We start from the raw sequence: 13,392 nt of genomic DNA on the forward strand, positions 1-13,392 counted from the left end.
TTTTTAACCGCAGATAAATGCGGATATCAGGATTTTAGCCGATCGCGTCGCGCAGAGCATTTTTAGTCATAGCTGCGATCGACTGTTCGGTAGCTTTCGGCAAGTGATAGTATTTCCCGCCAGAAGTCTTGGCTAATTCCTTCGCAAAGCCAGTCGAAATAAACTTGCTCTCGGTATCAATCACCAGCAACTGCATTCCCAACCCACGAATTTTCGCAGCAATTTCTAACAATTCCTTCTTAATATCAGGCTTTTCTCCCTCTACAATCGGTTCCCCCAAAGAACGAGCCAAAGGAATATTACCGCGTCCGTCGGTAATGGCGACAATCGCAACTTGACCGATATCTCCAGACTGCCGCGCGTTGACTCCCACGCGCACGGCTTGAGTCAAACCGTGGGCCAGGGGGGAACCGCCACCGCAGGGCAACCGTTCCAAACGCTTGCGGGCCAAGGCTATCGAGCGAGTCGGCGGTAGCAGCACTTCTGCTTGTTCTCCGCGAAAGGGGATGAGAGCAACTTGGTCGCGGCTTTGATAAGCTTCTGTGAGTAGCTGCATGACTGCACCTTTTGCCGACTGCATTCGGTTGAGGGCCATCGAACCGGAGGCATCGACGACAAATACGACTAAAGCTCCAGCTTTTCGGGCCAAGCGCTTCGCCCGAATGTCTCCCTGTTCCACAAATACACGACGCTGAACCCCCCCTTGCCCCCCCTTGCTAAGGGGGGGTTGATTCGCCTGTTGCCCCCCCTTGCTAAGGGAGGGTTGACTTGCCTGTTGCCCCCCCTTGCTAAGGGGGGGTTGGGGGGGGTTAGAATTCCTGTCGCGGCGGGCTTTTTGGTAGGGTGCGGCGGCTCTGAGGGTGGCGTCAACGGCGATGCGGCGGACGGGACCTTTGGGCAATACTGGCTTGACGTAACGGCCTCTATCTTCGGAGAAAATGGTGCTTCTGCTGCCCGATTTGCCTTGGCGGTTGGTGGCTTGGGCGAAGAAAAGCACGCTGGGGTCGAGGATTACGCCTTCGGGATCGAAGAGAAATTCTTCGGGAATGGTATCTTTTTCTGGTTCTTCTTGAGGTTCCGGGTTGTCTTCATCCTCTTGGTCTTCTTCGTCTTCTTGCTGGTTTTCTGGTTCGTCTTGTTCTTGTTCTGACTGCTTTTGGGGAGGCGGTGGGGGGGGAGGAGGAGAGTTTTCGTCTGGGGGAGTTTGGATGATGGTGGCGCGGGGTACGATGACTAATTCTACGGCGCGGCGCAGGTCTTCGGCGTTAACTTCTGTGCGTCCCTCGATGGCGGCGGCGGCTTTGGCTACGCGGACGGAGAATATTTCGGCGCGGTGTCCTTGAACGCCACCCCGGATGGCTTCTTCTACTAGGTAGGCAATTTGTTCCCGTTTAATGCTGACATCTTTGAGCCATTCTCTGGCTAGGATAATTTGGGTTTTGAGGTTGTCGGTGTCTTCGGCGTATTGATTGAGAAATTGTTGGGGGGAGCTGGAGTAGGATAAAGCTTGTTCTACTGCATAAACTCTTTCTTCTAGTTCCAGTGCTGCGTCGGCTGAAAGTACGATCGCGATGCGATCGAGCAAATGTTCTCTCAGCGGCCCTTCTTCGGGGTTGTAGGTGGCGATAAATAGAGGTTTGCAGGGGTGTTGAAAGCTGATGCCTTCGCGCTCTATTTGGTTGCGCCCTTCGGTTAATACTGTTAGCAATTGGTTGGAAATGTTGTCATCGAGGAGGTTAATTTCGTCTACATATAGTACGCCTCGATGTGCTTGGGCTAAGAGTCCGGGTTGAAATACGGTTTGGCCGAATTTTACTGATTGTTCGACATCGACTGAACCTAAGAGTCTGTCTTCGGTGACACCCAAAGGAATTTGAATGAATGGTGTGGGAATTATTTCAGTAGTTAAGGAATTAGTATCGGTGGTGTGGGCATCTTGCCCGCCATTTTCTGGTAACAAGCCTGATGCCTGTTCGGCAATAATTTCATTAGGTTCGGCGTTGCAAAAAGAATCTTTAACAATTTCAATGGGTGGCAGTAAGGAGTGCAAGGCGCGGGCCATTACTGATTTTGCTGTACCGCGGCGGCCTGCGATCGCAACTCCTCCCAATCCGGGATCGACTGCTGCTAACAGCAGGGCTAATTTGATTGCTTCTTGCCCGACTACGGCGGTGAGGGGAAAGGCTGTGGTGGAAGGGCTAAGGTTTGCTGCAGGCATAGGATTTTCGGATGTAAAAATTTGAACTTAATGTTTAGCTTACTTCTTGGAGGACTTTAACTTCTTGGGGCAGAATCACGGTAAAAGTTGAGCCAACTCCTATTTCTGATACTAGCTCGATTTGGCCTTGCAGCAGCGAGACGAGCCGCGATACTATTGCTAATCCCAGCCCAGTGCTTTCGGTGGGAAAGAGCTGTTTGCCTGCTTCTCCTGCTTGAAAGAAGGGGTCAAAGATGCGCTTTGTATCTTCGGGGGCGATGCCAATGCCGGTATCTGTAATTGCGATCGCCCAATTTGCTTCTCCAGCAGGGCGGCAACTTAATTCAATGCTACCAGATTCTGTATAGCGAATGGCATTGCTCACCAGGTTGATCAGAATTTGTTGCAGCCGCTGTCCGTCGGAGATTACTTGTGTGGGGGCACCGTCGCTGGTAACAGCGAGCTTTAGTCCTTTAGCATCAGCAATTGGCTGCATTATTTCTACTACGGTGTTAATTACAGATTGTACATTAGTTCGCTGCAGGTTAAGTTTAATTTTTCCGGCATCGGCGCGAGAAAGTTCTAGTGTGTCATTAATCATGCGAAGCAACTGTCTGCCATTGCGTAATACTCGCTCGATGTGTTCGATGCCGGGGAGGGTATCTTTGATTTCAGATTGCCATTTTTCTTGGCGCAAAAACAGTTCGGAATAACCAATAATGGAGTTGAGAGGAGTTTTGAGTTCGTGAGCTAAATGGTAGACGTTTTCTTGATTGACGCTGACGAGGCGATTGAGCTCTTGATTGGTGAGTGTTAACTGAGTTTGGATTTGGTGAATTTCCCGCATCCTCTGATCGACGTAGCTATTGAAACACTGGGCAATTGCTTCGTCTAGTACGGCATCTATCAGCCGAAAAGCTCTGAATACGTCTGCGACGCTTCCTGCTAGCAATTCGGCTTCTAAGTGGGAGAATATTACTTGACGCAATAAATGGTATTCGCGGGCTACTTCTGCGGCGTCGTAGCCTTGTTCGGCTCTGAGAAATCCGTGATCTAAACTGGCTTCAATTATTAGTTTTATTTCGCTGTTTTGATATTGGGAAAGCACTGTGACCATCGCCGCCAGCAGGTGAGGTATGTGATTTTCGATTGCTGAGTGCGGTAAGGCGTCAGCGCTTTCAATTTTCCGATCCTGACGAACTGCTTCAATCCAGTTCTGGACGATAATATCGGTTTTTTCGGCGAGCACTTGGCTGTAGTCCATGATGTCTGCGTGGGGGTTGAGTTTGGCAGAGATTGCCCATGCTTCATTGTAGTTGAGCGATCGCCCGATCGCCATATCAAACTTCGGGCGCTCCCGACCCTGCCAAAAGAAATACTTTTGAGGTTATTTTTTCCCTGTGCCAGATCTCTCTCTAGGGGTCGATCCCAGCTTGTTGCTACGATAATCAGCCCTTCAACCTATTGACAGAAGAGCCAGAAAGTAGTAAATTGCCTCACACTAATAGTTTTTAATTTTAAGTTTTAAATTTTTCAGGGAAATAAATGGAAAACGTACAAGCTGTGATTGCTGCAACAACCTTTATATGTGTAGTTTTCTTAATAATTACAGAATGGATACACCTCACAGTTGCGGCATTTCTGGGAGCGGTGATTCTGGTTTTTACCCATGTGATGACGTTAAACAACGCGATCGAATATATCGGTCGGAGTCACGCCACGCTGGGCTTATTCTTCGGAGTCATGGTAATGGTGAGAGCCTTTGAGCCTACCAAAGTATTTGAATACTTGGCAACTCAAATGGTGCTTTTGGCGAAAGGCAAAGGCAAAAATCTCTTGCTGGGTATTGTCGCGATTACTACGCCAATTTGTGCAGTTTTGCCCAATGCCACGACAGTCATGCTGCTAGCACCATTAATTCCGCCAATGGCAGAAGAAGTAGGTGTAGATTTTGTGCCGTTACTGATTTTAATGGTATTTGTGGCTAACAGTTCGGGACTGCTGACAATCGTGGGCGATCCGGCGACATTCATTGTCGGGGATGCTATTAACATGAGCTTTACAGATTACCTGCTAAAGTTAAGTTTGGGCGGGGCGATCGCAGTAGGAGTGATAGTAGTTATGTTGCCTTGGCTGTTCCGCGAAATTTGGCAGAAGAACTTAGACGATTTGGAACATTTGCCCCACCCAAAAATCAATCACCCGCGAGTTTTAGTAGTAGGCGGCTTAATTATAGCTTTCGTGCTGACATTTTTTGTAATAGGAGAGTCTCTGCCCGTGCCTATTTCACCGGCAGCCGTTGCTTTGTTGGGGGCTGCTTTGGCAATGCTTTTAGCTCACCATTCCCAAATTGATTCTGTTAATAATATTTTGCGGGATTTAGATTGGAGCACGCTGCTATTTTTTATGTCTATCTTTGTGCTGATTGGCGGTTTGGAAAAAACCGGAGTAATCGGCAGTATATCAGGAATATTAGCAGTGATTTTAGGTAAAAATATTTTTCTGGGTTCTTTAGTTTTGTTATTTTTTGTGGGTTTGATGTCGAGCGTGGTGCCAAATATTCCGTTGGTAGTGGCGATGGTGCCGCTGCTAAAACAGTATGTTGTCAATGTCGGGCTTGCACCGGCAGAAGTGCTGGCGCCGGATTTTGCAGGGCAGTTTCCACCTGCTGTGCTGCCGCTGTTTTATGCGATGATGTATGGAGCAACTTTAGGCGGAAATGGCACTTTGGTAGGAGCTTCTTCTAATATAGTGGCGGCGGGAATTTCTGAACAGCACGGACGCCGGATTTCTTTTCAAACTTTTCTGCGTTACGGGCTTCCTGTGATGGCGGTTCAATTGGTGGCTGCGGCTGTTTATGTAACTATTCGGTTTCTGATTTGAAGAAGTCATTAGTCATTAGTCATTAGTCATTAGTCATTAGTCATTAGTCAACAGTCAACAGTTAACAGTCAACAGTTAACAGTCAACAGTTAACAGGAATTTAAAATCCATCCAATTCTAAGGGGAAAATTACAGTGAAGGAGGTGCCAACTCCTACTTCAGAAACTAATTCGATTTTACCTTGCAAGAGCTTGACTAATCGAGCGACAATTGCTAGCCCTAAGCCGGTACTGTCAGGAATGCCAGAGCTTAGGGAGTTGTCGGCTCGAAAATAGGGTTGAAAAATCCGCTCGCAGTCTTCAGGAGCAATGCCAATTCCTGTATCTGAGACAGTTACTGTCCAATATTTATCTGCTGGCAAAATTTCGCTTTTTATTGTAACAGTACCGGCTGTGGTGTAGCGAATGGCGTTGCTGGTTAAGTTTGTGATAATTTGCTGCAAGCGCAAGCAATCTGTCACCACTCGATCGTCTGAGAGATGGCACTCAACAGCTATCTCTAAACCTTTGGCTTTCGCTAAAGGCTCGATTATTTCGACAACAGTGGCGACTACATCTGGCAGGCTGATTGCAGTTAGCTGTAACTTGATTTGTCCCGCTTCGTACCGCGAAATTTCCAGAGTATCGTTAATCAATCTCAGCAACAGTCGGCCGCTGTTGAGGACTCTATCAATATGTCCTATATTGGGAACAGAACCTTTAATTTCGGAATAAATTTGTTGCTGGCGCAAAAACAAATCTGAGTAGCCGATAATAGAGGTGAGGGGAGTTTTTAATTCGTGTGCTAAGTGAGATAAGTTCTCTTGATTGGCGCGAACTAAGCGAGTCAGTTCTTGATTTGTAAGTTGCAATTGGTTTTGCAAATCCTTTAGTTCTTGGAATCTTTCCTGGGTAAAGGTTTGGAAACATTTAGCAATTACTTCGTCGAGCGCCGTGTCAATTAAGCGGTAAGCTCTGCTGACTTCTCTGGCAGAGGCTTTGAATAATTCTGGCTCTAAAGCCTCGAAAATTACCCAGCGCAGCAAGCGGTATTCCCGCGCAATTTCTTCGGCGTCGTAGCCTTGTTTTGCCCTGAGAGTTCCGTGTTCTAAACTTTTTTCTACGAGTGTGCGAATGTCGCTCTCTTGGGATTGGGAAAGCATCGTTACGATCGCTTGCAGTACCATTGGAACGCTGTCGCGCACGCCATTGTAGGTGAGTTCTTTAGCGCTTTCGAGTTGGTCGTCGGAGCGTACAGCTTCGATCCAGTTTTGTATAATTATGTCGATTCGATCTTGCAGCGCGAGGCTAAAGTCTCTCATGGCTCAAGTAGAGAAATAAGTGGACGATCGCATTTTATCTCTCTAAGCTAGTTTAATAATTAACTTTTTGAATTGTTTGTCAACTTTTGGGCTTTGCCGATCGCCAATAGCTACTCCTAAAGACATATTGACAAAATTAAATGCTCGTGAAAGCTGATATTCAATTTGCTTAAAAAGTCAAGCCTAATCCAGCACTGGGCGATCGAACCAAGCGTGTGGCTGGAGTGGAGGAAGCAATTTTCGGGGCGAATCTCTACAGAATTAAAAAGCAAAGTTAAAAATTACCAAGTTTGAGTGTAGTTTTTGATTTTGAAATCTAAGGAGAAGGACATCTCTCAGTCCTAGCCCGTCAGCTAACTTCGCAGGCATTGAGAAGAGACTGAAAAGCCAAATGTTCTGAAAAAGATTGTTTGGCTTCGTCAGTGTCTCAGGTTGGTATTGTTCAAGATTCTTGTACCTGCCCTGACTCTGAAGGAGTTTGAAATGTTGATACAGCTTAATTTATCTGCGATCGCACTTGCAGGAGTTGCAACGTAGAAGCGGGTCAAACCCGTTGTCATCCGAGATGCTGTTTTGTTGCCGGCGGCTGGTTGTGACTGCACGGGCGCCGGATTTCTTTTCCAACTTTTCTGCGTTACGGGCGGCCTGTGATGGCGCTGCAATTAATAAGTGTGGCTGTTTATATAACGATTCGGTTTCTGATTTGAAGAAGTCATTAGTCATTAGTCATTAGTCATTAGTCATTAGTCCTTAGTCATTAGTCATTAGTCATTAGTCATTAGTCAACAGTCAACAGTCATTAGTCATTAGTCATTAGTCAACAGTCAACAGTCATTAGTCATTAGTCAACAGTTAACAGTCAACAGTCAACAGTCAACCGTCAACAGTCAACAGTCAACCGTCAACAGTCAACAGTCAACAGTTAACAGTAATCTAAACCCCATCCAATTCTAAGGGAAAAATTACAGTGAAGGAGGTGCCAACTCCTACTTCAGAAACTAATTCGATTTTACCTTGCAAGAGGTTGACTAATCGAGCGACAATTGCTAGCCCTAAGCCGGTACTGTCAGGAATCACAGAACCCAGGGAGTTGTTGGCCCGAAAAAATGGCTGAAAAATCCGATCGCAGTCTTCTGAAGCAATGCCAATTCCTGTATCGGTGATGCAGATACTCCAATGTTGGTCTGGCAATAATTCGGTTTTTATGGTAATAGTACCAGCTTGGGTGTAGCGAATGGCGTTGCTCACCAAGTTGGTGATAATTTGCTGCAAGCGCAAGTAATCTGTCATCACTTCATCGAGAACTGGATCGCATTCAAGGCCGATCTCTAAATTTTTTGCTTTGGCCAAAGGCTCGATTATTTCGACAACAGTGCCGATCGCCGATCGCACATTTGTAACACTTAGCTGCAATTTTATGCCTCCCGTGTCGTACCGCGAGATTTCGAGAGTATCGTTAATTAATCTAAGTAATAGTCGGCCGTTGTTGAGGACTTTATCAATATGTGCCAAATTGGGAGCCGAATCTTTAACTCTAGGATTGTTTAGTTGGCGCAAAAACAATTGTGAGTAGCCAATAATAGAGGTGAGAGGGGTTTTCAATTCGTGAGCTAAGTGAGATATATTCTCTTGACTGGCGCGAAGTAAGCGACTCAGCTCTTGATTTGTAAGTTGCAATTGGTTTTGCAAGTCCTCTAGTTCTTGGAATCTTGCCAGGGTATAGGTTTTGAAACAGTCAGCAATTGCTTCGTCGAGGGCAGCGTCAATTAAGCGATAAGCTCGGTTCACTTCAGCGGCTGAGCCTTTTAGCAATTCTGGTTCTAAAGCATCGAAAATTACCCTCCGCAGCAAGCGGTATTCCCGCGCAATTTCTTCGGCATCGTAGCCTTGTTGTGCCCTGACACCCCCGTGGTCTAAACTTTCTTGTATAAGTGCCCGAAAGTCGCTTTCTTCTGATTCGGACAGCATAGTTACGATCGCTTGCAGTACGATGGGAAGGCTGTCGCGCACGGAATCGTAGGTTAGTTGCTTGGCGGTGCCGATTTCCTCGTCGCCCCGAACAGCTTCGATCCAGTTTTCGGTAATTATATCAATTTTATCTTGTAGCGCTTGGCTAAAATCTATCATGGCTTTTATAGAAATCAAGTAAGCGATCGTATTTTATATTTCTAGATTACTTTAATAATTAACTTTGTGAATTTTCTCTCAACTTTTGGCCTCTGTCGCCCTCAAATAGCTACTCCCCAAGACCTATTGACAATATAATACGCTCGTGCTAGCTTAAGTTAAATTGGCTTAAAACGTCAAGCCTAATCCAGCGCTGCGGAATCAAACCAAGCGTGTGGCTGGAGCGGAGGAACCAATTTTCGGGGCGAATCTCTACAGAATTAAAAAGCAAAGTTAAAAATTGCCAAATTTGAGTGTAATTTTTGATTTTGAAATCTAAGGAGAAGGACATCTCTCAGTCCTAGCCCGTCAGCTAACTTCGCAGGCATTGAGAAGAGACTGAAAAGCCAAATGTTCTGAAAAAGATTGTTTGGCTTCGTCAGTGTCTCAGGTTGGTATTGTTCAAGATTCTTGTACCTGCCCTGACTCTGAAGGAGATTGAAATGTTCATACAGCTTAATTTATCGGCGATCGCACTTGCAGGAGTTGCAACGTGGAAGAAGGTCAAACCCGTTGTCATCCGAGATGCTGTTTTGTTACCTGCTGCAGGTTTTTTGGGAATTCTTGGCTTGTGGTGGATTGTTGCCAGCTTCAACAGCGATTTGATTCCCACTCCCTATCAGGCGTTAATCGCTAATTTAGATTACATATTGCATCCATTTTATCAGCGCGGGCCGGGAGATTTAGGCATTGGCTGGCTGCTGCTAGCGAGTTTGCGACGGGTGTTGGTGGGATTTTTGCTAGGTGCAGCAGTGGCGATTCCCGTGGGATTTCTCATCGGGATGTCGAAACCGGCAATGATGGCGCTCAATCCGCTGATTCAAATCTTCAAACCGGTGTCGCCGCTAGCTTGGCTGCCCATAGCTTTATCGATTTTTAATTTAGCAGAGCCGTCGGCAATTTTTGTCATATTCATCACGTCTTTGTGGCCGACAATTATCAACACAGCTTTGGGAGTTTCTAGCGTTTCCCAGGATTATCTGGATGTGGCGCAAGTGTTGGAAATGCCGCGCTGGAGGCGGATTACCAAAATAATTTGGCCGGCGAGTTTGCCATACATTTTTACAGGTTTGCGGATTAGTTTGGGGATTGCTTGGCTGGTGATTGTGGCGGTGGAAATGCTGACAGGCGGTGTGGGAATTGGCTTTTTTGTCTGGGATGAGTGGAGCCGTTTGAATCTGAGTTCGGTATTTTTAGCGGTGTTTGTAATTGGCTTAACTGGATTGTTGCTCGACGCTGCAGTTGACAAAGTTCAGGAATTGGTAACGCATCGATCGGTCATTAATCATTAGTCATTAGTCATTAGTCATTAGTCATTAGTCATTAGTCATTAGTGATTAGTCATTAGCTCATGATTTTTGATGACATACATTTAGCTATTAGCCATCGAGAATTAAATATGAGTGACAAGTTTTCCAATGAATGGAACCGCCGAGAGTTTTTGCAAGGGATGGGAATGGCGGCGGCGGGAATGGCTTTATCGGGTTGTGCAATTAGCGCGGATCGATCGGCAAAAGGACTCACCGAAGAAGCCTCAGCCGTAAAGCCGGTTGTCGATTACCGAACCTTAGAAAAACCCGATTTAACCGTAGGATACGTGCCGGTTAACGATTGTGCACCATTTGCGATCGCCTGGAAAAAAGGCTTTTTCCGCAAATACGGTTTAAACGTCACACTCAACCGCGAAGCAAGCTGGGCAACGTCCCGCGACGGCGTAATCTTCGGCCGCCTCGACGCCTCCCCAGTCGTATCCGGCGCCGTCACCAACGCCCGAGTTGGCGCCGAAGGAGCGCGCCACGCACCCCTGTGCGCGGCAATGACAATTCACCGCCACGGCAACGCCATGACGATGAACAAAGCTATGTGGGATTCCGGTTTGCGCCCGTGGCACGAATACAACGGCAATTTGGAAGAATTTGGCAAACAATTTCGCGCTTTTTTTGACAGCCAGCCCTCGGAAAACAGGGTTTGGGCAGTGGTTCTGAGTTCTGCGATTTACGAATACTTTGTCCGCTACATATCGGCGGCTGCCGGTGTCGATCCGTTCAAAGAATTTCGGGTAATTATTGTGCCGCCGCCGCAGATGGTAACGAACATCAGGATTGGCGCGATGCAGGCTTACATGGTGGCCGAACCTTGGAATACGCGGGCAATTCAAGGCAATTTGGGAGTGGGTTTTACCTTCGTGCAAGGCAAGGAAGTTTGGCAGGGACATCCCGATCGCCTTTTGGGAGTAATGGAATCATTCATTGAGGAAAATCCGAAGACTTATTACTCGCTGGTTAAGGCAATGGTGGAAGCTTGTCAGTATTGCAGCAAGCCGGAAAATCGCAGTGAAATATCGGCGCTGCTAACTGAGCGATCGTTTACGGGGGCGAAACCGAAAAAAGGGGCGATCGACAAATTTACGCGACCGGCAATAGTTGGCGACTACAACTATGGAGGGTTTGACGAAAAAGACCGCACCATACAATCGGAAGATGCAACTATTTTCTATGACATTCCTAAGAATTTGCCTCAAATACCCGGAAATCATTCAACATTTATGTGGCAGTCTCAGAGTATTTGGTTGATGACTCAAGCCGCTCGCTGGGGACAGATTAAAGGAGTTCCAAAAAATGCTGAGGAATTAGCTAAAAAAGCTTGGAGAACCGACCTTTACCGCAAGATTGTTGCCGAAATGGGGATCGATTGTCCCCAGGAGGATTACCAAGTGGAACCTGCGGAACTTTTCATTGATAAAAAGGCATTTGATCCCAGCGATCCGGTGGGTTATTTGAATAGTTTTGAAATTCGAGCCAACCGCCCTCAGTCTTTTTTTCAGTCTTAATGTTTGAGATGTTGCGCTTTTCCTAATGTCCCGCCAGGGAATTTATTCCCTGGCTAATAGAAGACAGTCGGTTGAAACCGACTGCCCAATTTTAGGATTTAGGCAATAGCAAGAAAATTCCATTAACACTTTACTACTTTTTAGGAGAATACCATGACTCAATACTTTTCTACTTCTATCGAAGCCAGCAACCAAGTCAAGAAGCAGCCTGAATTTCTGGAAATTAACAATTTGTTCAAGTCGTATAAAAATGCGGACGGTAGCGAATTTAGCGTTTTGGACAATATCAATTTAAGTATTGGAGAAAACGAATTTATTTCGGTAATCGGTCACTCTGGGTGTGGCAAATCAACGCTGCTAAAAATAGTGGCTGGTTTGGAAAAACAGAGCGACGGAATAGTGACACTGGAAGGAAAAGAAATTCGGAAACCGGGAGCCGATCGCATGATGGTATTTCAGCACTACGGATTGCTGCCTTGGCTGACGGTGCGCGAAAATATTCGGCTGGCCGTTGATGAAGTTTTGCAAAGTCTTAGCCGCCCGGAGAAGATTAGTCTTGTCAACGAACATCTAGCAATGGTAAACTTAACGGCAGCAGCCGATAAATATCCAGACGAAATTTCAGGGGGCATGAAACAGCGGGTTGGGATTGCGCGAGCTTTGGCGATTCGACCGAAAATGTTATTAATGGACGAACCGTTTGGAGCGCTGGATGCTCTGACTCGCGGCAAGTTGCAGAAACAGGTGCTGGACATCTGGGAAAATCACAGACAAGCTGCAATGATGATTACTCACGATGTGGATGAAGCTATCTATATGTCCGATCGCATTGTACTGATGACAAACGGCCCGGCTGCGACGATAGGTGAAATTTTGTCAGTGCCGTTTGCGCGCCCGCGCGATCGCCAAGAGTTGCGGGAATCCCAGGAGTATTACGAACTCCGCAACTATGCTTTGAATTTTCTCGATCGCTACTTTACCCAAGACGAATAACGCCCGACGGACAGACAAAACAATTCACTTAAGAGAGGTCAAGCCTGTGAATCTCAAAACAATGTTAGCGCGTTTTGAAAGTGCACTGGGATACCAAAATTTAGCAGAAGAAATGGTGTTGCTGCCGGAGCCACAAGTGCAAGGCTCTAAGAAATCAAAAGTTACAAAACCGGCAAAAAGTATCAATTTTATTGTCGGTTACAACAGTTCTCCCAAAAGCCAAACAGCTCTGGACATTACCCTGTGGATGGCGCATCAAACTCGTTTAGTAACAACTAAAGAAGTCACGGTTCAAGTTGTCTACGTGATCGACGAAGCGCCGAAAAGTTACGGAGAAGATACTTGCAAAGTTGCTGTGGGAAATGCCTTGGCTGCCAAGCCGAAAGTGTCGGATTTAGAGGAAGCATTTGCCCTTAACTGTGCAGCGCCTGCGATCGCTTTACCTCAAACCGAAATCCCATCAATATCCCAGGGAAAAAGTTGGATCGAGCCGCCTGATTTCAGAGCAATTTTTGGTCAAAATAATGAGTACGAGGTAGCAGATAAGTTGCTGTGGCAAGCGCGCTGTTTGGCTGAGGAATGGCGCGGTTTATTCAAAGCTCATTTACGCATCGGGCGGGTTGCTACAGAACTGAGAAATGTGGTTGAATTAGAATCAGCAAATTTACTGTTCTTGGGCTGTGATTCTGGCAACCATCGGCTGGTTAGGGAACTAGGCAATAATTTTCCGTGCTGCGTGCTCGGGATTCCTTCGGCACTCAGCTATCAGATGGATGTTCAGCCTGAAGAAAGTTTGAGCAAGTTACAGTTTGCTACAGCTATGTCTGCACATTAAACTTGTTCAGCAGTTACGCAAAACTTCTATATGTAAGGTGTGCACTGCACACCCTACCGCTATAATTCAATACGGTTCAGTTAAGCTCGATCCCCCCTAGCCCCCCTTAAAAAGGCTATGCCTTACTCACATCTTTCTTAACAAAATCAGGCTTGACATTCGGGGGGGAACGGGTAGAAACTAATTGC

Annotated in this window: 10 protein-coding genes and 2 riboswitches; of the genes, 5 read left to right on the forward strand and 5 right to left on the reverse strand. The window is 46.5% G+C overall.

Annotated features, from left to right (window positions below; all coding sequences use genetic code 11):
- Nucleotides 1–34: 34 nt before the first annotated feature.
- The gene (locus tag QUB06_RS21825) at nucleotides 35–2,218 is read right to left on the reverse strand and encodes a magnesium chelatase subunit D family protein (protein ID WP_333437038.1); all 2,184 of its coding nucleotides are present in this window, start codon (nucleotides 2,216–2,218) and stop codon (nucleotides 35–37) included.
- A 34-nt stretch (nucleotides 2,219–2,252) separates the two neighbouring features.
- Entirely contained in the window at nucleotides 2,253–3,536 is a 1,284-nt protein-coding gene (locus QUB06_RS21830; protein ID WP_333437039.1) for a HAMP domain-containing sensor histidine kinase, read from the reverse strand.
- A 206-nt stretch (nucleotides 3,537–3,742) separates the two neighbouring features.
- Between QUB06_RS21830 and QUB06_RS21835 the strand changes: the two genes are divergently transcribed.
- Nucleotides 3,743–5,080 carry an ArsB/NhaD family transporter gene (locus QUB06_RS21835; RefSeq protein WP_333437040.1) on the forward strand — a complete coding sequence of 446 codons (1,338 nt, stop codon included), beginning with the start codon at nucleotides 3,743–3,745 and terminating at the stop codon, nucleotides 5,078–5,080.
- Nucleotides 5,081–5,180: 100 nt separating this feature from the next.
- Here the strand turns inward: QUB06_RS21835 and QUB06_RS21840 are convergent, their stop codons facing one another.
- The 3 genes from QUB06_RS21840 to QUB06_RS21850 form a co-directional block, all read right to left on the reverse strand.
- The gene (locus QUB06_RS21840; RefSeq protein ID WP_333437041.1) at nucleotides 5,181–6,380 is read right to left on the reverse strand and encodes a HAMP domain-containing sensor histidine kinase; all 1,200 of its coding nucleotides are present in this window, start codon (nucleotides 6,378–6,380) and stop codon (nucleotides 5,181–5,183) included.
- A 170-nt stretch (nucleotides 6,381–6,550) separates the two neighbouring features.
- Nucleotides 6,551–6,763, forward strand: a riboswitch (cyclic di-AMP (ydaO/yuaA leader).
- A 118-nt stretch (nucleotides 6,764–6,881) separates the two neighbouring features.
- Complete coding sequence (locus tag QUB06_RS21845) at nucleotides 6,882–7,103, reverse strand: hypothetical protein (RefSeq protein ID WP_333437042.1); 222 nt, start codon at nucleotides 7,101–7,103, stop codon at nucleotides 6,882–6,884.
- A 210-nt stretch (nucleotides 7,104–7,313) separates the two neighbouring features.
- Complete coding sequence (locus QUB06_RS21850) at nucleotides 7,314–8,507, reverse strand: HAMP domain-containing sensor histidine kinase (protein WP_333437044.1); 1,194 nt, start codon at nucleotides 8,505–8,507, stop codon at nucleotides 7,314–7,316.
- A gap of 169 nt (nucleotides 8,508–8,676) precedes the next feature.
- A riboswitch (cyclic di-AMP (ydaO/yuaA leader) is annotated at nucleotides 8,677–8,889 on the forward strand.
- Nucleotides 8,890–8,989: 100 nt separating this feature from the next.
- Between QUB06_RS21850 and ntrB the strand changes: the two genes are divergently transcribed.
- The 4 genes from ntrB to QUB06_RS21870 all read left to right on the forward strand — a co-directional run bounded on the left by ntrB (nucleotide 8,990) and on the right by QUB06_RS21870 (nucleotide 13,204).
- The gene (gene ntrB / locus QUB06_RS21855) at nucleotides 8,990–9,838 is read left to right on the forward strand and encodes a nitrate ABC transporter permease (RefSeq protein ID WP_333437045.1); all 849 of its coding nucleotides are present in this window, start codon (nucleotides 8,990–8,992) and stop codon (nucleotides 9,836–9,838) included.
- A gap of 107 nt (nucleotides 9,839–9,945) precedes the next feature.
- Complete coding sequence (locus QUB06_RS21860) at nucleotides 9,946–11,376, forward strand: ABC transporter substrate-binding protein (RefSeq protein ID WP_333437046.1); 1,431 nt, start codon at nucleotides 9,946–9,948, stop codon at nucleotides 11,374–11,376.
- A 153-nt stretch (nucleotides 11,377–11,529) separates the two neighbouring features.
- A complete protein-coding gene (locus tag QUB06_RS21865) occupies nucleotides 11,530–12,369 on the forward strand; it encodes a nitrate ABC transporter ATP-binding protein (RefSeq protein WP_333437047.1) in 840 nt (279 codons plus the stop codon).
- A gap of 46 nt (nucleotides 12,370–12,415) precedes the next feature.
- The gene (locus tag QUB06_RS21870) at nucleotides 12,416–13,204 is read left to right on the forward strand and encodes a universal stress protein (RefSeq protein WP_333437048.1); all 789 of its coding nucleotides are present in this window, start codon (nucleotides 12,416–12,418) and stop codon (nucleotides 13,202–13,204) included.
- Nucleotides 13,205–13,392: the final 188 nt, after the last annotated feature.

This window comes from Microcoleus sp. D2_18a_D3, from assembly GCF_036702455.1.
GTDB lineage: Bacteria > Cyanobacteriota > Cyanobacteriia > Cyanobacteriales > Microcoleaceae > Microcoleus.

Bases quoted from the DNA above. Each gene is read 5' to 3' on its own strand.
- QUB06_RS21835 (WP_333437040.1), top strand. From the start codon at position 3,743: ATGGAAAACGTACAAGCTGTGATTGCTGCAACAACCTTTATATGTGTA.
- QUB06_RS21840 (WP_333437041.1), bottom strand. From the start codon at position 6,380: ATGAGAGACTTTAGCCTCGCGCTGCAAGATCGAATCGACATAATTATA.
- QUB06_RS21865 (WP_333437047.1), top strand. From the start codon at position 11,530: ATGACTCAATACTTTTCTACTTCTATCGAAGCCAGCAACCAAGTCAAG.
- QUB06_RS21850 (WP_333437044.1), bottom strand. From the start codon at position 8,507: ATGATAGATTTTAGCCAAGCGCTACAAGATAAAATTGATATAATTACC.
- QUB06_RS21845 (WP_333437042.1), bottom strand. From the start codon at position 7,103: ATGACTAATGACTTCTTCAAATCAGAAACCGAATCGTTATATAAACAG.
- QUB06_RS21860 (WP_333437046.1), top strand. From the start codon at position 9,946: ATGAGTGACAAGTTTTCCAATGAATGGAACCGCCGAGAGTTTTTGCAA.
- ntrB (WP_333437045.1), top strand. From the start codon at position 8,990: ATGTTCATACAGCTTAATTTATCGGCGATCGCACTTGCAGGAGTTGCA.
- QUB06_RS21825 (WP_333437038.1), bottom strand. From the start codon at position 2,218: ATGCCTGCAGCAAACCTTAGCCCTTCCACCACAGCCTTTCCCCTCACC.
- QUB06_RS21830 (WP_333437039.1), bottom strand. From the start codon at position 3,536: ATGGCGATCGGGCGATCGCTCAACTACAATGAAGCATGGGCAATCTCT.